A 22,474-nucleotide genomic window follows, 5' to 3' on the forward strand; every position below is an offset into this window, starting at 1 on the left:
GGGGGCTAACCCAGCCTCCGGCTCCACTCCCGGTAGGCGCGTTCCGCCTCGTCCGACCCCGCCAGGATTTCGACCAGGCGCAGGTTGTTGAACATCTGGCGGCGGACCTCGGGGTTACCCCGGGCGCCCGGGGCGGCGATCATGCGGTCGGTCTGGCGATCGATCTCCCGCCGGATCTCCAGGATCTTGGCGTTCACCTCGCGCTGGATGCCCAGATGGCTGGCCAGCTTAGCCGACCGCTTCAGCGCCAGGGCCGTGGCCTCCGCCCGCTTCATCTCATCGGGCGGGGTGGCGATGCCGCCGTTGTCGGCGAACATCAGGCTGGCCAGCGTTCTTTCCACATCGCCCAGCACCGTGGTCAGCACGAACTCGCCGATCTCGCCGCGGGCGGTGGTCACCCGATCAACGATCTTCTTGTCCCGCAGGGAGGCCACGCTGTCGTTGACGGAGGTGAGGCCATCCGTCAGGCGCTCAGCCACGGCGGCCAGGGAGGCCAGCTTTTGCACGGGGTCCACCGGCGCGCCGGTGGTTCCCGGCCCCGCCACCGCCGCCTTGGCCATGCTGGCGGTCTGGCGCAGCAGGTTGCCCACCACCACGCCCGACAGGTCACGGGTGAGCGCGTCGCGTTCCCCCTGGCTGCTGCCGACCACCCGCATGTCGGTCAGCATCTTCAAGACCACGCCGGGGCGGAGCATCCGGGCGGTCAGCACCAGTAATAGCGGGCCGGCGGCCTGGGGGTTTTCGGCCCCACCCAGCTGGGCCATGACGGTCTTGATCGCATCGGCATGGCTTTCCGCCAGGTCACCGATGGGCCGTTCCGGCAGGCGCTGCTTCAGGTCCTCGATGATGCCGCCCAGCAGCAACACGTCGCGCAGCGTCTGGATCTGGCGCAACACGTCATCGTCGCGGCCGAAATTGTCGACCATGAAGCGCAGGTTGTTCTCCGCCTCGTCGGCGATCTTCACCAAGACTTGGGCGCCCTCCTCCCACAAGGGGGCCGCGATCTTGACCAACGCCCGGGGATCGCGGGGGTCAGCCTTCAGGATGCCTTGGGCGACGCCGTCCACCAGGCCGCTGTCCAGCCGGGCGCGCACCAGCTTCCAGCAGGTGGGCAGTGTCCCGCGGGACACCCGCTGCAGACGGCGGGTGTAGACGCTGGGGTCATCGAACAGATCCTCCGCCGGGCGGAAGAACAGGCGCGACACTGTCGGACGGCGGGGCGGGCGCAATTGGGCCAGGCGCGGCCGCATGGCATCAAAGGCGCCGGCGATGCCGGGCTTGTCCCCCAACTGTTCCAGCAGGGTGTAGATTTGCAGGAACTTGGCGTCGCTGAGCCGGGTGGCGTCACGCGCCAAAGCCTGCCACTGGGCGATGGCCGGATCGGTCATGATGACGTCGCCTTGAGCGCTTCGATCCGCATCACCGCCGGCATATCGAGCGCGCCCGTGCGCCAATCCTCGCCCATGCGCAGCCAGCGCGTCTGTATCTTGCCCAGGTTCTCAAGCTCGAAGGCCGACGGTTCCTTGCCCCCTTCACCGGTCGGGATCAAGGGGGCCAGGCGGAACAGCTCACCCATGGTGGACTGCTGCGACTCCAGCGGGCGATCGGCCACGCTGTCCCAGAGACGGATGAGGAAGGGCCAGCCATCCAGCAACCAAGCCAGCCGCGTCGCGTCCTCCGCCAGGACGGCGCGAAAGGCGCGGAAATCCCCGACCATGGCGCCCAGGTCGCGGCAGCGGGCGTCCAGCCGCGCCAGGCGGTCGCGCGCCATGTCCAACGCCGCCTTGGCCGTGTCGGCCACGAAGGTCGCCAACTGCGACACTTCGGAGAAGTCGGTGGCGGACCAGCGCTGCACGCTGGCGCGCATCCGCTCCATCTCCCCCACCAGGATGCGCAGGCGGCCCAGCTGCTGGCATTGCGGCAGGCCGACCGGCGCCATCAGGTTGGCCAGCGTCTCCACCCGCGTCACCATCTCCTCCGCCGGCAGGTTGGCGCGTTGCGCCAGCTGGGCCAGGGAGGCGCGGATCAGGCGGCGGCTTTCCGACCCCGTCATGCCGGTGGCCAGCAGCTCGCCCGCGTCCAGGCGCGCCAGCCTCATCAGTTCCGTCACCAGGGTGAAATGGGTGAGCGCCCGATAGCCCACGTCCAACGCCAGGGTCTTTTCCGCCGCCAGCGACGCGTCGCCCCCCGCCACGCCCGTGGCCTGGATGGTCAGCGCGGCCTGGCGCACCGTGTCGGGCGTATAGTCTTTCAGGTCCAGCAGGGCTTCATGCAGCAGACGGTCATGCAGGGTGACGGTCATCATCGTGGGCAGGGAGCGCCAGGGCATGATGTAGACGCCCTTGCCGCCATTGAAGCTGGGCAGCAGGAATTCCAGTTCCCCCTGGCGGGTGGGCCGCATGCGGGCCTGACTGAGCATGGGGGTGGTGAAAGGGACGGAAATCCCCCGTTCGCCAAAGGTCCCCGGCGACGTATCCAGAGTTTTCGCTTGGCTCATCCCCGAAACCGCCGCCCCCGCTGTCCCTAAGGCTGCCCCACTCCCAAATCCAGGAAGATGGCTTAGCCTCTCCTATCCATAGGAAATATGCCAGACAAATGATGAGATGTGACGCGGCCGCAGGCCGTAAACACCCTAAACATATAAGCAATTCCTGGGCCAGTAGTCCAAGGCCCCTGCCGCACGCCGGGAGGGAGGGGGTGCGTTGCGCCGGTTGCGGGAGGCGTTCCGACGGATTTCAAGGGGGCCCCACCACCGCCCTGCCCCTCGTGTGGGGCCGCCTTGACCATCACGGTCCCCGGCACCTACATTTAGCGGTGACATTTGGACGCGGGATTCGCGCCACCTACCCGTAATAGGTAGGTCCACCATAGGAACCCCCAAGCCCTGGGACCCTAGCAGCCAAGGATAGCGTTATGAGCGAGAATACGGTGAAGGTGACGGACAGCAGCTTCGAGGCCGACGTGCTGAAGGCCCCGGGTCCCGTGCTGGTGGATTTCTGGGCGACGTGGTGCGGCCCCTGCAAGATGATCGCCCCGTCGCTGGAGGACATCGCCAGCGAACTGAACGGGCAGCTGACCGTCGCCAAGCTGGACATCGACGACAACCCCAACACCCCCGGCCGCTATGGCGTGCGCGGCGTGCCGACCCTGATGCTGTTCAAGGACGGCCAGGTGGCGGCCACCAAGGTCGGCGCCCTGCCCAAGAGCGCGCTGGCCGATTGGATCAAGGCCAACCTGTAAGACATCGACCGGCGGATCGGTAACCGGCAGGATCTGCCGGGCCCTTCAGGGCTTATCCTTATCGGGTAGGAAAAAGGCGGACGCCCCCTGGCGCCCGCCTTTCTCTTTTCCGCTCCCCGGCCCCGCCACCGTCCGGGACACACGAGAGGAGCGATCCCCGCCGGAGTGTAAACGACCGTTAGGAATGATATTGATTCTTAATTTCATCATGGCTACGGTCCCCCTCAAAAGAGGGGGTCAAAATGCGAACCAAAACAAAACCGTCCTGCCTGTTTCTGGCCATGACCGCGCTGTCCTGGCCCACCCTGGAACTGGCGCCAGGCGTCGCGGGGGCGGCGGAGGTGGCCGGTGCTACCAGCGGGCCGTCCGACACGCTGGAAGACATCGTCATCACCGGTGAAAAGGCCGGCCGCACCCTGAAGGAGACGACGACCAGCGTCGCCGTCACCACGCCCGCCCGGATCGAGCAGGAGAACATCCTGAGCATCCAGGACATCTACGACCGCACGGCCAACGTCTCGCAGACCTACGGCGCCGCCGGCTTCACCATCCGCAGCATCGCCAACACCGGCGTGTCGGGCAGCGGCAAGGCCGACGCCGCCACCGTCTATGTCGATGGCGCCCCCATCCCCAGCGCCGCCCTGTTCGGCGGCCCCACCGACATGTGGGATGTCGCCCAGGTGGAAATCCTGCGCGGGCCGCAGTCCACCATCCAGGGGTTGAACGCGCTGGCGGGATCGGTGGTCATCACCACCCGCGACCCCACCGACCACTGGACCGGCGACGCCCGGGTGATGTGGACCGACCAGCAGGAGCGCACCTTCTCCGCCGCCGTCGGCGGCCCGTTGATCCAGGATGAACTGGGCTTCCGCCTGGCGGCCGAACGGCGGGTGAACGACGGCATCATCAAGAACGTCACGCTGGACGACCATGAGGACGCGCTGCGCTCCACCAACCTGCGCGGCAAGCTGAAATGGACGCCCAAGGCCATCCCCGACCTGACCGCGGTGCTGAGCTATGACCGCACCCGGCGCGACGGCGGCTATCTCTACCAGTATGTCCGCACCGACGTGCCGGACTATTACGACAACCGCACCTCCTTCTCCAACCGCCCCAACATCGGTGAGGTGGACAGCGACATCGCCACGCTGAACCTGTCCTACCGGCTGAGCGACACGCTGACCCTGACCAACGTCGCCTCCTGGAACCGGCTGAAGCAGCACGCCAGCCAGGACGGCGACGGCACCGCCGTCGATTCGCAGGTCGTCGACAACCGGACCAAGGCCGACACCTACACCGAGGAACTGCGCCTGAACTACCAGGGGGAGCGGCTGAGCGGATTGATCGGCGGCTGGTACTACAACCGTGACCTGACGCTGGACGCCAACAGCCAGGTGAACGTCACCACGCCGCTGACCACCATCACCAACCTGTTGCGGTCTGCCGGATTCCCCACCGCCACGGCCAGCGCCATCAGCGCCGCCTACGGCCGGGCGCTGCCGGTCATCCCCGTGGCCTACCAGTCCCAGCAGCCGGAGCATGTGGAGACGGCCGCCCTGTTCGGCGACGGCCGCTATCGCCTCACCGACCGGCTGTGGCTGCTGGGGGGCTTCCGCTATGACCATGAGCAGAACCGCTATGGCGCCGGCACCACCACCCGCTTCACCGGGACCTACCCCGACCCCGCGTCCTTCGGCGCGGTGGGCACGCCGCTGTACAGCGCCATCACCGCCATCAACAAGGGCGTGGCCGGTATCGTGGCGCAGGCGGCCTCCGCCGCCTCATCCACCGGGCGGACCTTCGACGCCTTCCTGCCCAAGGTGGGCGTCTCCATGGATTGGACGCCGGACCTGATCACCGCCGTCACGGTGCAGCGCGGCTACCGCTCCGGCGGATCCAGCCAGAACCCGGCGCACGCCACCCTGGTGCCCTATGATCCGGAGTACAGCTGGAACTATGAGGGATCGGTGCGGTCCACGTGGCTGAACGGCACGCTGGGCGTCAACGCCAACGCCTTCTACACCGACTGGAGCGACCAGCAGGTCACCGTGTTCCTCAGCGACAACACCTACGACTACAACACCATCAACGCCGGCAAGTCCCACCTTTACGGTTTTGAGCTGGAGGCGACCCACAAGATCAGCCCGGTGGTGGACTGGTACGCCTCCGTCGGGTACGAGCGCACCAAGTTCGATGAGTTGACCCTGCCCACCGGCACCTCCACCGCCTTCAACCTGGCGGGAGAGGAATTCCCCTACGCCCCGCGCTGGACGGCGGCGGCCGGCGTGAACCTCCATTTCGGCGGCGGCTACAGCGCCAACCTGAACGCCAACTGGCGCGACGCCGTCTACACCTCCGTCGGCAGCAACCAGGCGCAGTACCGGGTGGGCGACCGCACCCTGGTAAACACCCGGGTGGGGTATGAGGCGGACATGGCCGGCGCCGGGTCCTGGGGCGCCTATCTGTTCGTGAGCAACCTGCTGGACGAGAAGTACCGGCAGTACGTCTACGCGGCGCAGAACCGCGCCATCCTGGGCGCGCCGCGCACCATCGGCGGCACGGTGGAGGTGCACTGGTAGGGAGCCCCCCCCCTGCCCCCTCGCCACCCCCGCCGGCTAGCCCCGCTGGCTAACCATTTTCCGCCAGGATCGCGCCGGCGAGGTAGAGGGAGCCACAGATCAGGGTACGGGGGGCGGGGCCCTGATGGTCCAGCCAGGCCACGGCGTCGGCCGGGCTGTCGGCTTCCACCACCTGGGCGATGCCAACGCGGCGGGCGGCATCGGCGATATCGGCGGCGGGCCGGGTCGCCTCCTCCCCTGGGATGGAGATGGCCACCAGGCGGCGGACATGGGGGGCGATGGGCCGCAGGAAGTCCGCCGGTTCCTTGCTGGTGATCATGCCCACCACCAGGTCCAGGGCGCTGCCGTCGGCGGTCCAGCCCCGGGCCTGGATGCCCAGCACCTCGCCGGCCGAGTCGTTGTGGCCACCGTCCAGCCACAGCTGGGTGTCCGGCAGCAAGTCGGCCAGCGGACCCCAGCTCAGGCGCTGCAGCCGGCCCGGCCATTCCACCGTGGCCAGGCCTTTCACGATATCGGCGTCCCGCACCGTCAGGGGCAGGTGCTGCAAGGCGGCGATGGCGGTGCCGGCATTGCCGATCTGGTGGGCGCCCAGCAGCCCCGGCATGGGCAGGTCCAGCGTGCGGCCATACCCCTCAAACCGAAAACCGATGTCCGTCGGCAGGGCGGACCAGTCGGCCCCGGCGATGGCCAGCGGGGCGTGCAGCGCCGCCGCCCGCTCTCGGAAGACGGACAGGGGCACGTCGGCCGCCTGCGGGCCCACGATTGCGGGCCGGCCGGCCTTGAAGATGCCGGCCTTCTCGCCGGCGATGGCCGCCAGGGTGTCGCCCAGGAACTGGGTGTGGTCGAAGGAAATGCGGGTGACGACGGAGACCGCGGGCCGATCCACCACGTTGGTGGCGTCCAGCCGCCCGCCCAGGCCGGTTTCCAGCAGCAGCACGTCGGCCGCGACCTCGGAATAGGCCAGGAAGGCGGCGCAGGTGATGATCTCGAAAATGGTGATGGGGTCGCCCTGGTTGGCGGCCTCGCACCGTTCCAGCAGGGTCACCAGGCCGGCATCATCCACCAGGCTGCCCGCCAGGCGGATGCGCTCGTTGAAGCGCACCAGATGGGGGCTGGTGTAGACATGGACCTTATGCCCCGCCGCCTCCAGCATGGCGCGCAGGAAGGCGATGGTGCTGCCCTTGCCATTGGTGCCGGCGACATGGACCACGGGGGGCAAGCGATCCTGGGGCCGGCCCAGCCGGTCCAGAAGCCGCTTCACCCGGTCCAGCGACAGGTCGATGACCTTGGGATGCAGCTGGCCCAACCGGTCCAGCACCGGGTTCAGATCCGCCACGGGCGCCCCCTCGTTTCAGTCAGCGTTGCCGCAGGCTTAGCGACCGGCCACCGGCACGGGGCGCGGCCGCGGCTCCGTCGGGATGCGCACCACCTCGGCGCCGGGGCCGGGGGTGCGCAGCAGGTCGATCAGGCGGGACAGCATGCTCCGCAGCTCACGACGGTGCACCACCATGTCGACCATGCCATGTTCCAGCAGGTATTCGGAGCGCTGGAAGCCTTCCGGCAGGGTCTCGCGGATGGTGCTTTCGATGACGCGGGCGCCGGCGAAGCCGATCTGCGCGCCGGGCTCGGCGATGTGGATGTCACCCAGCATGGCGAAACTGGCGGTGACGCCGCCGGTGGTGGGATCGGTCAGGACCACCAGGTAGGGCAGGCCCGCCTCCTTCACCATCTCCGCCGCGATGATGGTGCGCGGCATCTGCATCAGCGACAGAATACCTTCCTGCATGCGCGCCCCGCCCGAGGCCGGGACGACGATCAGCGGCGCCTGCTGCAGCACGGCCAGCTTGGCCGCGGCCAGCAGGCCCTCGCCCACCGCCATGCCCATGGAACCGCCCATGAAGGTGAAGTCGAAGGCGGCGACCACGGCGGCGCGGCCGTCGATGCGGCCGTGGGCGACGACGATGGCGTCGGGCCGGCCGGTCTTGGATTGCGCGTCCTTCAGACGGTCGGTGTAGCGCTTCTGGTCGCGGAACTTCAGCGGGTCCACCACCGGCTTGGGCAGCTCGATGGTCTGGAAGCCCGGATCCAGCGTCATCTTCAGGCGCTGCAGCGGGTCCAGGCGCATGTGGAAACCGCAGTGCTGGCAGACGTGCAGGTTATCTTCCAGGTCGCGGTGGAAGATCATGGCGCCGCAGGACGGGCACTTGTGCCACAGATTGTCCGGCACCTCTTTCTTGGACACCAGGGCGCGGATCTTGGGGCGAACGAAATTAGTTAGCCAGTTCATGAGCTTAACCTTGGAAGAACACCGGCCGGACCAGGGCCGGCGCTGACAAACACCAACGGGGGCGGCACCCTCTAGGCGCCCCCCCGCACAGGCGAAAGCCGATCTTGTAGCCTATTTCCGCGCCTCGCGCACCCCGGCCGCCAACTCGGCCACGAAACCCAGCACGTCGGGCACCAGGCCGGGCTTGGCCTTGCCTTCCGCGTCCAGGTTGGCCTCCAGCCGGCGGACGATGGCGCTGCCCACCACCGCGGCGTCCGCCACCCGGGCCACATCGGCCGCCCCCTCGGGCGTGGTGATGCCGAAACCCACCGCCACCGGCAGGTCGGTGCCGGTGCGCAGATGGGCCACGGCGGCGGCGATGGCGTCGCTGGTGGCCGACCCCGCGCCGGTGATGCCGGCGATGGAGACGTAGTAGATGAAGCCCGAGGTGTTGGCCAACACCGCCGGCAGGCGCGCCTTGTCCGTCGTCGGCGTCGCCAGGCGGATGAAGTTGACGCCCGCGGCCCGGGCCGGCAGGCACAGCTCGCCATCCTCTTCCGGCGGCAGGTCGACGACGATCAGGCCATCGACGCCGGCCGCCTTGGCGTCGGCCAGGAAGCGGTCAACGCCATAGGCGTAGATGGGGTTGTAATACCCCATGAGGATGATGGGCGTGTCGGCATCGCCCTCCCGGAAGGCGCGCACCAGCTCCAGGGTCCGCGTCATGCGGGCGCCGGTGGCCAGCGCCCGCAGGGTGGAGGCCTGGATGGCCGGGCCGTCGGCCATGGGATCGGTGAAGGGCATGCCCAATTCGATCAGGTCGGCGCCGGCGCCGGGCAGGCCCTTCAACAGGTCCAGGCAGGTGTCATGGTCGGGATCGCCGGCGGTGATGAAGGTGACCAGGCCGGCCCGGCCCTCGGCCTTCAGGGCGGCGAAACGACGATGGATGCGACCGGTTTCGGTGGTGCTGACGGTGCTCACAGGCTGACCCCCAGTTCGCGGGCGACGGTGAAGATGTCCTTGTCGCCCCGGCCGCTGAGATTGACGACCATCAGGTGATCCTTGGGCAGGGTGGGCGCGCGGCGGATGACGTCGGCGATGGCGTGCGACGGCTCCAGCGCCGGCAGGATGCCCTCGGTCCGCGACAGGAACTTGAACGCCTCCAGCGCCTCCTGATCGGTGGCGCTGACATAGGTGACACGGCCGACATCGTGCAGCCAGGAATGCTCCGGCCCGATGCCGGGATAGTCCAGGCCGGCGGAGATGGAATGGCCCTCGACGATCTGACCGTCCTCGTCCTGCAGCAGGTAGGTGCGGTTGCCGTGCAGCACGCCAGGGCGGCCGCCGGTCAGCGAGGCGGCGTGCGCGCCCGTCGCGATGCCGTGGCCCGCCGCCTCCACCGCCACCATGGCGACCGACGGGTCGTCCAGGAAGGGGTGGAACAGGCCCAGCGCGTTGGAGCCGCCGCCGATGCAGGCGACCAGCGTGTCGGGCAGCCGGCCCTCCGCCGCCAGCATCTGCTCGCGCGTCTCCTCGCCGATGATGGACTGGAAGTCGCGCACCAGCGCCGGATAGGGATGCGGGCCCGCCGCCGTGCCGATGATGTAGAAGGTGTCGCCGACGTTGGTCACCCAGTCGCGCAGCGCCTCGTTCATCGCGTCCTTCAGCGTGCGCGAGCCGGAGGTGACGGGCTTCACCTCCGCCCCCAGCAGCTTCATGCGGAAGACGTTGGGCTGCTGGCGGGCGATGTCGACCTCGCCCATGTAGATGGTGCAGGGCAGGCCGAACAGGGCGCAGACGGTGGCGGTGGCGACACCGTGCTGGCCGGCGCCGGTCTCGGCGATGATGCGGGTCTTGCCCATGCGCTTGGCCAGCAGGATCTGGCCGACGCAATTGTTGATCTTGTGCGCGCCGGTGTGGTTCAGCTCTTCGCGCTTCAGGTAGATCTTGGCGCCGCCCAACTCCTTGGTCAGGCGCTCAGCGAAGTACAGCTTGCTGGGCCGGCCGACATACTGGCTGAGATAATAGGACATCTCCGCCTTGAAGGCCGGGTCGTCCTTGGCGGCCGTGTATGCCTTTTCCAGATCCAGGATCAGGGGCATCAGGGTTTCGGCGACGTAGCGCCCCCCAAAGATGCCGAAATGGCCGTGCTCGTCTGGACCGGCGCGGTAGGTGTTCAAGCTCATGGGGCGGCGCTCTCATGTCAGCTGGGCCCATACCGGTTGGACCCCCGGTTAGTCTCAAGCGGTACAGGCAGGCCGCCGACGATACCGGCGCTGGCGGCGAATTCAAGGGTGCCGGCGCCCCCATGCCTAAATGCCCGCCATGCGCGGCGGCCCGTGATCCGGCAATTTAATTGCGCGTAGCGACCTCAGCCCCGCGGCAACTGCACCGTGAACACGGCACCCAGCACCCGGCCTGACGCGTCGGTGCGGTTGGTGGCGAAGATGCGGCCGCTGTGGGCCTCGACGATCTGCTTGGAGATGGAGAGGCCCAGGCCCGAATGGGTGCCGAACTTCTCGCCCGCCGGCCGCTCGGTATAGAAGCGGTCGAAGATGGCCTCGGTCTTGCCGGCGGGAATGCCGGGGCCGTCATCGGTGCAGGTGATCTCCACCCTGTCGCCCGCCACCTTGGCCGCCAGCACCACCTTACCCCCCGGCGGGGAGAAGGACAGGGCGTTGGAGAGCAGGTTCTGGAACACCTGGGTCAGGCGGCCCTCGATGCCGGGCACCACCAGGCTGCGGTTGGCGGGGGGCAGCTGCACCTCCACCGCCACCGGCGGCGGCGCCCCATCCTCCTCCCCTTTTTCCGGATTGGCGCCCAGCGTGTTCTCGTGGATGTCCTGGAACATGGTCAGCATGCGCCGCAGGTCGACGGAGTTGGCCTCCGCCCGGCTCAGCTCCGCGTCCAGGCGGCTGGCGTTGGAGATGTCGCTGATCAGGCGGTCCAGACGGCCGACATCGTCGGCGATGATGCCCAGCAGCTTGCGCAGCCGCGTCTCATCCTTCACCAGCTGCACCGTCTCCACGGCGCTGCGCATGGAGGTCAGCGGGTTCTTGATCTCATGCGCCACGTCGGCGGCGAAGCGCTCGATGGCGTCCATGCGGTCCCACAGGGCCGACGTCATGGCACGCAGCGACTGGGACAGGTCGCCGATCTCGTCATGCCGGCTAGAGAAGTCGGGCAGTACCGCCTGGCGCCCGTGGCCATAGCGCACGTCATCGGCCGCCGCCGCCAGCCGGCGGATGGGGCGCACGATGGTGCTGGCCAGGTAGATCGACATCAGGATGGTCAGGATGAAGACGCCGCCGAAGATCTTCAGGATGTTGACCCGGAACTCGCGCACCTCGGTGTCGATCTCCGAGCCGCTGCGGCTGATCAGCACCGCGCCCAGCACCTGCTTGTAGCGCTGGATGGGCACCGCCACGGTCAGCACCATGTCCTGCTTCCCGGCGTCGCCGGCGACGCGCCAGACATGGTTGGCGGTCTCGCCGTTCAGGGCCTTCTGCACATCAGGGAAATGGCTGCCGTCAGCCGCCCGGCCCTCCTGGTAGACGGGCAGATGGTCGCGGGTGGGCAGGGCGCGGACGATGGCGTTGTAGAGGTCGATACCCAGCTGGGTCAGCTGGTTGCCGTCGGGCAGCGGCGGCAGCTCCTCGATCTGCACGCGGGTGCCCTTGGCCAGGCTCAGCACCCGGCTGTCGGCCTGCAGCTTGCCCTTGGTGTCGTACAGACGGAAACGGGTGTCGATGGTGTCGCCCAGACGACGCACGGTCTGCGCCGCCAGCGTCCAGGACAAGGTGCTGGCGGGCTCGTTGAACTCGTCGGTGCTGGGCTCCATGGCGTTTTCGCCCAAGGTGCCGGCGACGATGCGCGCCTCGGTCGTCAGGATGTCCAGCTGGCGCTGGACCAGCCAGTCCTGATAGCGCTCCAGATACAGCAGGCCGGACAGCAGCAGGGCCAACGCCAGCAGGTTGACCGTTAGGATGTGCCGCGTCAGGGGCGAGATGACGCCGTAGGAGCGGCGGCGGCGGGCGCGCACCACGGGCTTGCCATTGGCATCCGCATCGGCCTTGGTCGGGCGCCGCGCGTCGGCGGGGGCCACCGCGGCGGCATCTTGCGCCACCGCGGCCCCCCCGGCGGGGGCCGCGCGCCGTGCCAGCATGTCCTTCAGCATCGGTTACCCTTAGTGTTCCCTCAGGCGCCGGGGGGCGTCCGCCCCCCGGCTTGTCCCCGGTTCCCCGTCCGCCTTGTCGCCCAGCCCTTCCGCCGGCGGCCGCCGGGCGGTTCAGGGCGCGGAAGTCCGCCGGTCTCAGGCGTCGCGGTATTTGTAGCCGACGCCGTAGAGGGTTTCGATCTGGGCGAAGTCCTCGTCGGCCACCTTGAACTTCTTGCGCAGGCGCTTCACATGGCTGTCGATGGTGCGGTCGTCCACATAGATGTGCTCGCCATAGGCGGCGTCCATCAGCTGGTCGCGGCTCTTGACGTGCCCGGGGCGCTGGGCCAGCGCCTTCACCAGCAGGAATTCCGTCACCGTCAGGTCGATCTCCTGCCCCTTCCACGTGCAGGAATGGCGGGCGTTGTCCAGCACCAGTTCGCCCCGCACCATGACGGAGCCCGGCTCCGCCGTGCCCTTGCCGCCGCCGGCGTTCAGCACCTCACGCCGCAGCAAGGCCTTGATGCGTTCGATCAGCAGCCGCTGGGAGAAGGGCTTCTTGATGTAGTCGTCGGCGCCCATGCGCAGGCCCTGCAACTCATCGATCTCGTCATCCTTGGATGTCAGGAAGATCACCGGCATGGCGGAGTTCTGGCGGATGCGCTGCAGCAGTTCCATCCCGTCCATGCGCGGCATCTTGATGTCCAGCACCGCCAGATCCACCGGGCGCGAACTCAAGGCGCGGTGGGCCTCGTCCCCATCGGTATAGGTGCGCACCTCGTACCCTTCCGCCTCCAACGCGATGGAGACGGAGGTCAGGATGTTACGGTCGTCGTCAACCAGCGCGATGGTCTGAACCACGGAGTTTTCCCCTCTTCCCACTTGCCCCGGCCACCATCCGGCCAAACGCCGGAGGACAGCCCCAGTTCACCAGAATGGCCCGCACTATGGCATGATTACGGCGAAGTATGCAGCCGTGCCTGCCCCCTGGGGAATAGTCCGCAAGGGGCCGGCCCTGTACCAAAGAAGCGGGTCCTAAAGAAATGGGTGGAGTGACGCCGGTGACAATGCCCCCCGAACCCCCCGCCGCCAAGACGGCGCCCGAAGACGCCAGCACCCGCCTCCCGGCGGAGGTGCGGCAAGCCGCCCTGGCCCTGCTGACGGGCCGGGCCCAGGCGACCCTGGCGACCCTGGTGGCGCCCGCCGACGACAACGCGGCGGCGACGACCGGCTGGCCCTATCCGTCCCTGGTGCTGGTGGCGCTGGATGGGGCCGGGCGGCCCCTGCTGCTGCTGTCGGAACTGGCCTTGCACACCCGCAACCTGCGCCAGGACGGGCGGGCCGCCCTGCTGTTCGAGGATACGGCCAACCTGGAAAACCCGCTGACCGGCCCCCGCCTGTCGGTCATGGGCCAGGCATCGCCCCTGGCGGGCGCCGAGGCGGAAGCGGCGCGCGCCCTGTATCTGGAACGCCATCCCTCCGCCGCGCTCTATGCCGACTTCCCCGACTTCCGCTTCTGGCGGCTGGACGTCGCCCAGGCCCATCTGGTGGCGGGCTTCGGCCGCATCCACTGGCTGGCGAGCGGTGACTTGGCTCCGTAGGCCTTTACAACCCCGCCAGCGAGCGGATGGCGCTGTACTCATGCGTGCGCACGCCGCCGATGGCGGGCTGGCTGGCCGTCGTGACCAAGGCGGCGGCCACCACCTTGGCCGGGATGGGGCGGTACTTTTCCAACCGGCCACCCAGGAAGGGGCCGATCACGGGGGCCAGCGCCTGGAAGAAGCGTTCCAGCGGCCGGTCCTGGGTGCGCGCGCCCAGCAGCAGCGAAGGGCGCAGGAAGTGGCGGGAGGTGAAGTCCAGCGTGGTCACGTAATCCTCCATCATGCCCTTGGTCTTCAGATACAGGCGACGGGAGGTCGAGTCGGCGCCGACGGAGGAGACGCCGCCGAAAAAGGTCGCCCCGGCCTTGCGGGCCGCCTTGGCCACCGCCACCACGTATTTCAGGTCCACGTCCTGGAAGGCGGTGTCGCTGCCGGCGTCCTTGCGGGTGGTGCCCAGGGCGCATAGCACGGCGTCCACGCGCACATCCGGCGGCAGGGCGACCAAGGTGGCGAAGTCCACCACCAGTTCCAGCAGCTTGGGATGCTGTTGCCCGGTCGGTCGGCGCACCAGGCTGACCACCTGCGCAACCTTGGGCGACGCCAGCAGCATCGTCAGGGCGTGCGCGCCCACCAGACCCGTTCCGCCCGCCAGCAAAACCCGCAAACCCGCCGCCTGATCCATAACCCTGCCATCTCCGGAAACGCACATTCGCGGGGACCTTAGAGGAGATCACGCGAAGGCGGAATCGCCTTCGCACGTGAAGCTACTCGCGGACGGACTCAGCGAGAGCCGGCTGTGGTTCCGATTTATCGCGGCCGCCTTTCGCACGGGATGCGGGCGTTAAGGAAAGAGGCGGCGCCCTGCCCAGGGTTTATTTCGCACCTGCGAAAGACTTCAAGAGTCTATTCCAGACGTCCAAATGGGTAGTGGCGGAATTGGAAAAGTGAGCGCATCATTCCTGTAATAAAGTAGGGAGGCGACGATGAAAAAGGACGCTCAGATCCTTCAGGATGTGCCTGCTTTCAACGCGATCGGCCTTGGCCTGGTTTTCGGCATGTCCGAACTGGCCGTATACGCCGGCGCCCAGGTCTTGCTGCCTGGCCTTGGCCTTAAAATGGATATCGCCATCCTGGCATGGGGGGCCAGCCTGATGGTGCTGGGGCCCACCTTGGGCTTGGTGGCGATCTACGGTCTGCACCAGGCGGTGGCCAAAGGTCGGCCGGGCAAGCCCTCCGGGTTCGGCCTGGCACCGGTGCCCCCGGGCAGTCCGGGATCGAACGACAAGCCGGACGGGTCCCCCTTCAACTGGTTCCCCTACGATCCCGGCAGCATCGGGATGTTCGATACGGAAAGCCCCTACCCCCGGGTGGACGCCCCAGCGAAACCCCAGCGGGAGAAGGTCCGGACGGCCAGGCCGGGAACCGGCAGGCCGTTGGAAACCGTCTGACACCGGGAAACTGGGACAGTATAAGGCCGGCCCCTGGTGGGGCTGGCCTTTTTGATTCCGCCTTCTCCCATTTGGGAGCCGTCACCACCCTTTTGACACGCCAACTGGTTGCAAGGAGACTCCTTAATAGTCGTTTTTTAGCGCGATCCACTGTATTAATTATCCAATGTGGAGGTGCCGATGAACGATAGCGTGCGGATGGCGGCGGGTATGGCCCCGGTGGATGCCCCGGCGGGTTCCCCCATGGGCATCTCCCCCCGGGGCGCTCCGCCCGCCGGATCGTCGGCGGATCAGGGGGCGGAGCAGGGGGCGGACGATGTGCCGGTCTTCGGCTGGGTCAGTCTGGTGATGGTCTTTTGCGGATCGGAACTGGCGGTCTACGGCGCCACCACCCTGGCGATGCCCCTACTGGACCTGAAGGCTGGGGCTTTCCTGCTGGCCTGGGGGGTCAGCCTGGTCCTGATGGGCCCGTTGCTGGGCTTGCTGGCGCTCTACATCGTGCTGCGTCTGCGGCTGGCGCCGCAGGGGGCGGAAACGGTTTCCGCGATCGCCCCGCGGACGGCGGTGCCGTTGACGACGGCCCCAGGTGGAATGCCCCCCCACGCCAACGGTCCCAAGACCGGTCCAGTCCCGGCGCGGGCGGCATCGGTTCCCCCTCCCCCGGCCTTCCAGGCGCCGTCAGGCCAGCCCGCCCGTCATCCCGGCTGAAAGCCGCCCAGATGACCATCCGGATCCCGCCTTTGGGCGATCCGCCCTAATCGAAATCCCCCACCAACGCCGCGCGCACGACATCGGGCATCACCGTCATATGCGGATACTGCTCATGATCGATGCCCACCACCACCCGGACACCCGGCCGGGCGAACACTGCCGCCTGGGCGTCGGTGAAGGGAAAGTGGACGAACTGGACGCTGGATGCCTTGCCCGCCGCCGTCGTGCGGTCGAGATCGGCCTCGGGCACGCCTTGCACCCGTTGCCCCTCGAACTCCAGCCACAGGGTGTTCTCCACCCCACCCAACCGCCCCAGCAACGCCTTGCGCCGCAGGGGATCGTCGATCTCGAACATGACGGTGGCCACCAGTTCCCGCCCCTTGGGGATCAACGGGTTGTAGGCGCGGAGTTCATCGTCGATCTGGGCCTCGCCGCCACGTTCGATGAACAGCATCTCATGCACCTGGGACCACATGGTCTCGTAATTCTCGAAGTGGAAGGTGGCGTAAGGTCCGACCGACAGGCGGCGATTGCGCTTCACCGCCACCAGGGCCCGCCGGCGATCGACGCGCACGCGGCCGTACTCCGCCATCGGCATGATGTCATCCCGGCCGATGGCGTGCCGTCGCGGCCTGGTCTGGGTGTCCGGGGTCAGGGCGACATTCTCTTGTGACATCTGTGTCCAGACTCCCTACAGCCCATAGGCCCGGGCGAAGATTTCAACGGGATGCAGCTGTTCCACCGCCGCCGCCCGCGCCGGATCCAGCCGCTCCATCCCCTGACGGATGTGGTCGCCCGCCAGCGGGCATTCCGACGCCACGAAATGCGTGGCGTTCTTGACCGCCTGGGCCGCGACCGGCTTACCGATCTTCAGCGCGGTATCGAAGTTGCCCTTCATGATGCCCCAACTGCCGCCGTGTCCGGAACAGCGTTCCACCACCTTCAGGTCGGCGGGGCCCATCTTCCCGCCCTCGGCGTCCTTGGGGATCAGACGCAGCATCTCCGCCGCCTTCCGACCCATGTTCTGCGCCCGCGCATGGCAGGCGACATGCAGGGTGACACCCCCCGGCAAGGGGCGCAGGCCGGGGGCCAGCCCCTCCTTCTGGGCGATGTCGACGATATATTCGGCGATGTCGAAGGTCGCCCTGGACAGGCGTTCCACGGCCGCACGGTCCGGATGGTCGGCGGGCACCAGGTGCGGCCATTCCGCCTTCAGCATCAGGGCGCAGGACGGCACCAGGGCCACCACGTCATAGCCGCGGTCGATCCAGCCGCCCAGGTGGCGGGCGACCAGGCCGGCCTTTTCCACCACCTGGGCGATGCGGCCCTGCTCCAGCTGGGGCATGCCGCAGCAGCCGGGATAGGCCACCGCCGTCTCAACCCCGTTGTGGGCCAGGATGGATTGCGCCGCCAGGCCGATGGCCGGGTTGTTATAGTTGACGAAGCAGGTGGCGTAGAACACGGCCTTGCGACCCGCGGCGGGGCCGGCCGGGTTAAGGGCCGGCGGGTCGTCCCGGGCCCGCATGACGAAGGTTCGGCCATGGAACTTGGGCAGGCGGGCGGCGGCGTCGATGCCGGCCACCGTCTCCATCACGCCCCGCGTCGCCTTGTTGCTGGTGGAGGTCGCCCAGTTGACCAGCGACGCCACCTTGCCCGCCAGCCGGCCATTGCGGTCGGTGCGGGTCATCTGGTCGACGGCGAGCGGCACGCCGACCTTCCGCGCCCGCACCGCACGATAGCGCAGCATCAGGTGGGGGAAATCCAGGTTGAAGGGATGCGGCGGCACATAGGGGCATTTGGTCAGGAAGCACATGTCGCACAGCGTGCAGGCCTCCACCACCCGGGCGAAATCCTTGCTGTCGACCGTGTCCAGCCCCTCCGACGGGGCGTGATCCACCAGGTCGAACAGGCGGGGGAAGCTGTCACACAGGTTGAAGCAGCGGCGGCAGCCATGACAGACGTCGAAGACGCGCCGCATCTCCGCATCCAGCAGATCCTCGTCATGGAAATCGGGATTCCGCCAGTCCACCGGATGGCGGACCGGCGCCTCCAGGCTGCCTTCGCGCATCGACGCACCTCCGCCGACGCCCGCCCTGAGGGCCCGCGTCGGGATAGGGCAAGGGGATGATACGGCGTCGATGGGCGGTGGCCGGGGCCGGCCACCAGCCCAACGCGTCGGTCAGGCGTCCAGCTGATCCAGCGCCTTCTGGAAGCGGCCGGCGTGGCTTTTCTCCGCCTTGGCCAGCGTCTCGAACCAGTCGGCGATTTCGTCGAAACCCTCTTCCCGGGCGGTGCGGGCCATGCCGGGGTACATGTCGGTGTACTCGTGCGTCTCACCGGCGATGGCGGCCTTCAGGTTCAGGTCGGTGGACCCGATCGGTTCGCCCGTGGCGGGGTCGCCCACCTCTTCCAGGAATTCCAGATGGCCGTGGGCATGGCCGGTTTCGCCTTCGGCGGTGGAGCGGAACACGGCGGCGACATCATTGTACCCTTCGACGTCGGCCTTCTGGGCGAAGTAGAGATAGCGGCGATTGGCCTGGCTTTCGCCCGAAAACGCTTCCTTGAGATTGCTTTCGGTCTTGGTGCCCTTGAGCGACATGGGAAAAGTCCTCCATGACAGGGTGTGCGCGGCCGGCGGCGGCCGTCTGGGGCGGCCTTGTCACCCGCCTGATCATGCCACGGCGGGCGCGTCAGGGCAAATCGCCTAGAGAAATTCTAAACTGTTGCGGCGCGAAAGGGGGGGACCCGCCCAAGCGCCGGACGGTGACGCCCGGTGTCCCGCAAGGCGTCTGATCAAGCGCCGCTGCTGAGGCGGATGATGACATCCACCCGGGCCACGCGGGTACCGAGCGGCGCATCGGGCAGGCCGCTGACGGCCAGGGAATCGCCCGGGATGTCGATCAGATGGCCGTTGCCTTCGAAGAAGAAGTGGTGATGGTCCGACATGTTGGTGTCGAAATAGGAGCGCCCGGCCTCCACCACCACCTCGCGCAGCAGACCGGCCTCGGTGAACTGGTGCAGGGTGTTGTAGACGGTGGCCAGCGACACCCGCATGTCGGCGGTCGACGCCTCGCCATGCAGCTGTTCCGCCGTCACGTGGCGGTCCTGCCCGTCGAACAGCAGCTTGGCCAGGGCCACGCGCTGACGGGTGGGGCGCAGACCCGCGCGGGCCAGACGATCGGTCGCCTGGACGCCGGAGTCCTCAACGGGGATGGGGGCGGTGGTCGGGTGCACGGTCATGATCTGCATATGGGCAAGAAACAGGGGATCGGAAGACCCGAACCTCCAGGATTTCCGCTATTGAGCCATGAAAGTTGGAATGAATCCAGATTTAAAGGCGCTGGCCTGGACTGCGCCTGGGGAAAAGGTTGGAACGCGGCATCGTTCACGTTCCAGCCGATGGGCGGACCTGCGCACACATGAAAAGGGGGCCGACGCCGGCCCCCTTTCCCATCCCGTTCCGGGCCGTACCCCGGCCGCGCTTCGCGCTCAGTATCCGGTGGCGATCCGCTCCACCAACTGCTTCACCGTCGGCACGAAGCCGTTCTGGTACCAGGGGTCCTGGCCGAAGCGGTAGGCGTTGTGGCCGGCGAACATCAGTTGATGCTCGACATCCTCGGAATGGCTGATGTTCTGCAGGGTCTTCTGAATGCAGAAGGAGCGCGGGTCGGCCTTGCGGCCGGTCGTGCCTTCCTCGTTCTGCGCCCAGTTGGAGAAGTTGCAGGCCGACAGGCAGCCCATGCAATCGACCTGATCCTTGCGGATGACGTCGGACGTGGCCTGGTCGACGAAGATCAGGGTGGTGTCGGGGGTCTTCAGCGCGTTGGTGTGGCCGGCGGCCACCCAGCCTTGGGCGCGCTCGCGGTCATGCTCGGTCAGGTAGACCGGGCGGCCGCGCGGCCCCACCTGGAATTCCGCCGTCAGGTCGCCCACCGGCTCCACCGAATAGGCCACCTGGCGTTCCGCCCGGCCCTTCAGCTCTTCCAGGAAGGGATTGCTGACGGCCGAGGAATAGAAGCCGGTGGGGGAGAAGTGGTTGAGGTAGACGTCACCCGGCTTCAGCGTCAGCAGGCGCTGCTTCCACGCGTCCGAGATGGGGCTCTCCCGGGTCAGCAGCGGGCGGGTGCCGAACTGGAAGCCGATGGGCCCGATCTCGGGGTTGTCCAGCCAGTGCTCCCATTCCGACAGCCACCACACGCCGCCCGCCATGAGGATGGGGGTGTCGTGCAGGCCGAAGCTGTTCATCATCTCGCGCAGGGCCTTGACGCGGGGATAGGGATCCTCCGGCTTCAAGGGGTCCTCGCTGTTGGACAGGCCGTTGTGGCCGCCGGCCAGCCACGGGTCCTCGTAGACCACGCCGCCCAGGAAATCCCGGAACTTGTTGTAGGCGCGCAGCCACAGGGCACGGAAGGCGCGGGCGGACGAGACGATGGGGTAGTAATAGACGCCGTGCTTCACCGCGATCTCGGCGACGCGGTAGGGCATGCCGGCGCCGCAGGTGATGCCGTGGATCAGGCCCTTGGACCCTTCCAGCACACCGTGCAGGATCTGCTCGGCCGCCGCCATTTCCCACAGCACGTTCATGTGGATGCGGCCTTCGCCGCCGGCCGTCTCATGCGCGACGCGGGCCTGGTAGATGCCGCCCCGGATGGAATGGGCGATCAGCTCCTCATGCCGCTCGCGGCGGGTCCTGCCGTGATAGAGCTGGGGAATCAGCTGGCCATTCTCGTCATAGGCATCGGCGTTGACGCCGGAGAAGGTGCCCACGCCGCCGGCCGACGCCCACGCGCCGGAGCTTTCGCCGTTGGATACGGAAATGCCTTTGCCGCCCTCGACGACGGGCAACACTTCCTTACCGGACATCACCAAGGGCCGCAGCGCCTTCAACTCGCTTCTCCTGCAAACCGGGCCTTCGCCAACAGCTGAACCCCCAGCCTCCGAACGGGGAGGGGGTTCAATCGAGATGGTCGGGCCCCCAATACATATAGGGTCGCGGCGGGCGGCCGCTAACATGCCGCAGGCTGGATATAGGAAAACCGGGCCGGGCGAAAGAGCCCTCATCCGCGTAACGCGGGCTGCACCTGATGTTTTTCCTGTCGCTCAGCCCGCGATTTCCGCCAGCCCGCTGGGCGTGTCGGTGAATACCGACGACACCCCCCAGCCCAGCACCTCCCGCGCCACGGGCACCGTGTTGACCGTATAGGCCAGAACGGGCCGCCCAGTGGTCTTATACTCCCGAATGCTGGCGGCGTCCTCCCGGCGGGCGTTGACGTTGATGGTGGACACATTCAGTTGCTCCACCCGCTGGCGCCAGTTGGCCGGGCGGCGATCGATGAGATAGCCCAGCGGCCAGCGCGGCACCACCTGGCGCGCCATGTCCAGCGACGCGTCGGCGAAGGAAGAGACCAGGGGCGGTGGCCGGTCATCCGGCCAAAGGGAATAAGCCAGCGTCAACGCCACGCCGGCCGTTTCCTCCTCCCGCCCCGGGCAGGGCTTGATCTCCAGGTTGATGCCGAGGTCAAGGGCCAGTACCAGCTGGATGACCTCCACCAGCGTCGGCACCCTTTCCCCCCGGAAGGCGGGGGAGAACCAGGAACCGGCGTCCAGGCGGCGCATCGCCCCTAGCTCCAGGTCCTTGGCCGGGCCCTTGCCGTCGGTGGTGCGGTCCAGCGTGTCGTCATGCAGCAGCACCGGCACCAGATCGGCCGTCAGCTTGACATCCACCTCCACCCATTTGGCGCCCTGCGCCGCGGCCATGCGGATGCCGGCCAACGTGTTCTCCGGCGCGTGACGGGCGGCACCCCGGTGGCCGATGAGGCGGGGCAAGGGCCCCAGGGGAAGGATGTCCGCCGTGAAATCGCTCATGGGTCGGTCCTTAGTCGGAAACGGGCACGCACAGCCGGTCCCCCGGCTGGCAGTGGGACAGCAGCAGCCGCAGATCGCCCCGGTCCAGGGCGACGCAGCCGGCGGTGGCGGCGCGGTCGGGGCGCACCAGGTGCATGAAGATGGCGCTGCCCCAGCCCGGCACCGGCGGATCGTCGTTGTGTCCCAGCACCACGACGATGTCGTAGACGGTATCGTCCCGCCACATCACCTCATGGCCGGCGGGGAAAGGCAGGGCCACCGGCCGATTGTAGTCGCCATGGGCGGGATCGTCGCACCAACCGTCCCCAGGCGTGAGGACGGCCACCGGCAAGGCGGTCGCCGGGGGCGGCTCGCGGTCGGGACGGTAGAGCACCCGGCGCAGGGCGAAGCGGCCCACGGGCGTGCCCCCGTCCCCTTCCCGCTTGTCCTGGATGACGCCACCGCGGCCGATGACGCAGGGCGCCTCGTGAACCCGGCCGTCCCCATCCCGCCAGCGCAGGCGGTGGCCGACGCCGGAACCGGGCGGGACGGGCCTTGGGAAAGCGGGATCGGGGATCAGATGGATGTCCATCCCCCTTCTATAGCCCGGACGGCACCCCGCTGGGATC

General features: G+C 68.0%; 21 protein-coding genes. 5 read left to right on the plus strand and 16 right to left on the minus strand.

What is annotated here, in order from left to right; all coding sequences use genetic code 11:
* Positions 1 to 5: 5 nt before the first annotated feature.
* The gene (locus FHS74_RS20765) at positions 6 to 1,388 is read right to left on the minus strand and encodes a hypothetical protein (protein WP_184804430.1); all 1,383 of its coding nucleotides are present in this window, start codon (positions 1,386 to 1,388) and stop codon (positions 6 to 8) included.
* Positions 1,385 to 2,497, minus strand: a complete 1,113-nt coding sequence (locus FHS74_RS20770) for a hypothetical protein (protein ID WP_184804434.1) — start codon at positions 2,495 to 2,497, stop codon at positions 1,385 to 1,387. The genes FHS74_RS20765 and FHS74_RS20770 overlap by 4 nt, the downstream gene beginning before the upstream one ends.
* Before the next feature lie 416 nt (positions 2,498 to 2,913).
* Between FHS74_RS20770 and trxA the strand changes: the two genes are divergently transcribed.
* Both trxA and FHS74_RS20780 read left to right on the plus strand, forming a co-directional pair.
* Positions 2,914 to 3,240, plus strand: a complete 327-nt coding sequence (gene trxA / locus FHS74_RS20775) for a thioredoxin TrxA (protein WP_184804437.1) — start codon at positions 2,914 to 2,916, stop codon at positions 3,238 to 3,240.
* Between the two features lie 242 nt (positions 3,241 to 3,482).
* Entirely contained in the window at positions 3,483 to 5,819 is a 2,337-nt protein-coding gene (locus FHS74_RS20780) for a TonB-dependent receptor (protein ID WP_211106436.1), read from the plus strand.
* A 49-nt stretch (positions 5,820 to 5,868) separates the two neighbouring features.
* Here the strand turns inward: FHS74_RS20780 and FHS74_RS20785 are convergent, their stop codons facing one another.
* The 6 genes from FHS74_RS20785 to FHS74_RS20810 form a co-directional block, all read right to left on the minus strand.
* On the minus strand, positions 5,869 to 7,155 hold the full coding sequence (locus FHS74_RS20785; RefSeq protein ID WP_184804441.1) for a Mur ligase family protein: 1,287 nt from the start codon (positions 7,153 to 7,155) through the stop codon (positions 5,869 to 5,871).
* Between the two features lie 36 nt (positions 7,156 to 7,191).
* Positions 7,192 to 8,106: an acetyl-CoA carboxylase, carboxyltransferase subunit beta gene (gene accD, locus FHS74_RS20790; RefSeq protein WP_184804444.1), complete on the minus strand. Its 915-nt coding sequence runs from the start codon at positions 8,104 to 8,106 to the stop codon at positions 7,192 to 7,194.
* A gap of 111 nt (positions 8,107 to 8,217) precedes the next feature.
* Positions 8,218 to 9,066 (minus strand): tryptophan synthase subunit alpha, encoded by an 849-nt coding sequence (gene trpA, locus FHS74_RS20795; protein WP_184804447.1) that lies wholly within the window; start codon positions 9,064 to 9,066, stop codon positions 8,218 to 8,220.
* Complete coding sequence (gene trpB, locus FHS74_RS20800) at positions 9,063 to 10,271, minus strand: tryptophan synthase subunit beta (protein WP_184804450.1); 1,209 nt, start codon at positions 10,269 to 10,271, stop codon at positions 9,063 to 9,065. The genes trpA and trpB overlap by 4 nt, the downstream gene beginning before the upstream one ends.
* Positions 10,272 to 10,456: 185 nt before the next feature.
* Complete coding sequence (locus FHS74_RS20805; RefSeq protein WP_246463259.1) at positions 10,457 to 12,262, minus strand: stimulus-sensing domain-containing protein; 1,806 nt, start codon at positions 12,260 to 12,262, stop codon at positions 10,457 to 10,459.
* Between the two features lie 135 nt (positions 12,263 to 12,397).
* Positions 12,398 to 13,102, minus strand: coding sequence for a response regulator transcription factor (locus FHS74_RS20810; protein ID WP_040842565.1), 705 nt, complete (start codon positions 13,100 to 13,102; stop codon positions 12,398 to 12,400).
* Positions 13,103 to 13,308: 206 nt separating this feature from the next.
* Here FHS74_RS20810 and FHS74_RS20815 point away from each other — a divergent pair, with 206 nt between their 5' ends.
* Positions 13,309 to 13,842, plus strand: coding sequence for a pyridoxamine 5'-phosphate oxidase family protein (locus FHS74_RS20815; RefSeq protein WP_184804453.1), 534 nt, complete (start codon positions 13,309 to 13,311; stop codon positions 13,840 to 13,842).
* Between the two features lie 4 nt (positions 13,843 to 13,846).
* On the opposite strand, the gene FHS74_RS20820 is transcribed toward FHS74_RS20815, so the two are convergent.
* On the minus strand, positions 13,847 to 14,524 hold the full coding sequence (locus FHS74_RS20820; protein ID WP_184804456.1) for an NAD(P)H-binding protein: 678 nt from the start codon (positions 14,522 to 14,524) through the stop codon (positions 13,847 to 13,849).
* Between the two features lie 301 nt (positions 14,525 to 14,825).
* On the opposite strand from FHS74_RS20820, the gene FHS74_RS20825 reads away from it, so the two are divergent.
* On the plus strand, positions 14,826 to 15,290 hold the full coding sequence (locus FHS74_RS20825) for a hypothetical protein (RefSeq protein ID WP_184804459.1): 465 nt from the start codon (positions 14,826 to 14,828) through the stop codon (positions 15,288 to 15,290).
* A gap of 180 nt (positions 15,291 to 15,470) precedes the next feature.
* Positions 15,471 to 15,998: a hypothetical protein gene (locus tag FHS74_RS20830; protein WP_184804462.1), complete on the plus strand. Its 528-nt coding sequence runs from the start codon at positions 15,471 to 15,473 to the stop codon at positions 15,996 to 15,998.
* A gap of 46 nt (positions 15,999 to 16,044) precedes the next feature.
* Here FHS74_RS20830 and FHS74_RS20835 read toward each other — a convergent pair whose 3' ends face one another.
* From FHS74_RS20835 to FHS74_RS20865, 7 genes are all read right to left on the minus strand, one after another.
* The gene (locus FHS74_RS20835) at positions 16,045 to 16,677 is read right to left on the minus strand and encodes a DUF3501 family protein (RefSeq protein WP_184804465.1); all 633 of its coding nucleotides are present in this window, start codon (positions 16,675 to 16,677) and stop codon (positions 16,045 to 16,047) included.
* A gap of 15 nt (positions 16,678 to 16,692) precedes the next feature.
* Complete coding sequence (locus FHS74_RS20840) at positions 16,693 to 18,069, minus strand: heterodisulfide reductase-related iron-sulfur binding cluster (RefSeq protein WP_184804468.1); 1,377 nt, start codon at positions 18,067 to 18,069, stop codon at positions 16,693 to 16,695.
* Between the two features lie 111 nt (positions 18,070 to 18,180).
* Positions 18,181 to 18,600 (minus strand): rubrerythrin family protein, encoded by a 420-nt coding sequence (locus tag FHS74_RS20845; RefSeq protein WP_184804471.1) that lies wholly within the window; start codon positions 18,598 to 18,600, stop codon positions 18,181 to 18,183.
* A 194-nt stretch (positions 18,601 to 18,794) separates the two neighbouring features.
* Positions 18,795 to 19,241, minus strand: coding sequence for an iron response transcriptional regulator IrrA (irrA, locus tag FHS74_RS20850; RefSeq protein ID WP_184804474.1), 447 nt, complete (start codon positions 19,239 to 19,241; stop codon positions 18,795 to 18,797).
* Positions 19,242 to 19,490: 249 nt separating this feature from the next.
* A complete protein-coding gene (locus FHS74_RS20855; protein ID WP_246463260.1) occupies positions 19,491 to 20,888 on the minus strand; it encodes an NAD(P)H-dependent flavin oxidoreductase in 1,398 nt (465 codons plus the stop codon).
* Positions 20,889 to 21,101: 213 nt separating this feature from the next.
* The gene (gene ugpQ / locus FHS74_RS20860) at positions 21,102 to 21,866 is read right to left on the minus strand and encodes a glycerophosphodiester phosphodiesterase (protein ID WP_184804477.1); all 765 of its coding nucleotides are present in this window, start codon (positions 21,864 to 21,866) and stop codon (positions 21,102 to 21,104) included.
* A 10-nt stretch (positions 21,867 to 21,876) separates the two neighbouring features.
* Positions 21,877 to 22,437: a L,D-transpeptidase family protein gene (locus FHS74_RS20865; RefSeq protein WP_184804480.1), complete on the minus strand. Its 561-nt coding sequence runs from the start codon at positions 22,435 to 22,437 to the stop codon at positions 21,877 to 21,879.
* Positions 22,438 to 22,474 lie beyond the last annotated feature (37 nt).

It is taken from the genome of Nitrospirillum iridis, assembly GCF_014205765.1.
Taxonomy (GTDB): Bacteria; Pseudomonadota; Alphaproteobacteria; order Azospirillales; family Azospirillaceae; genus Nitrospirillum; species Nitrospirillum iridis.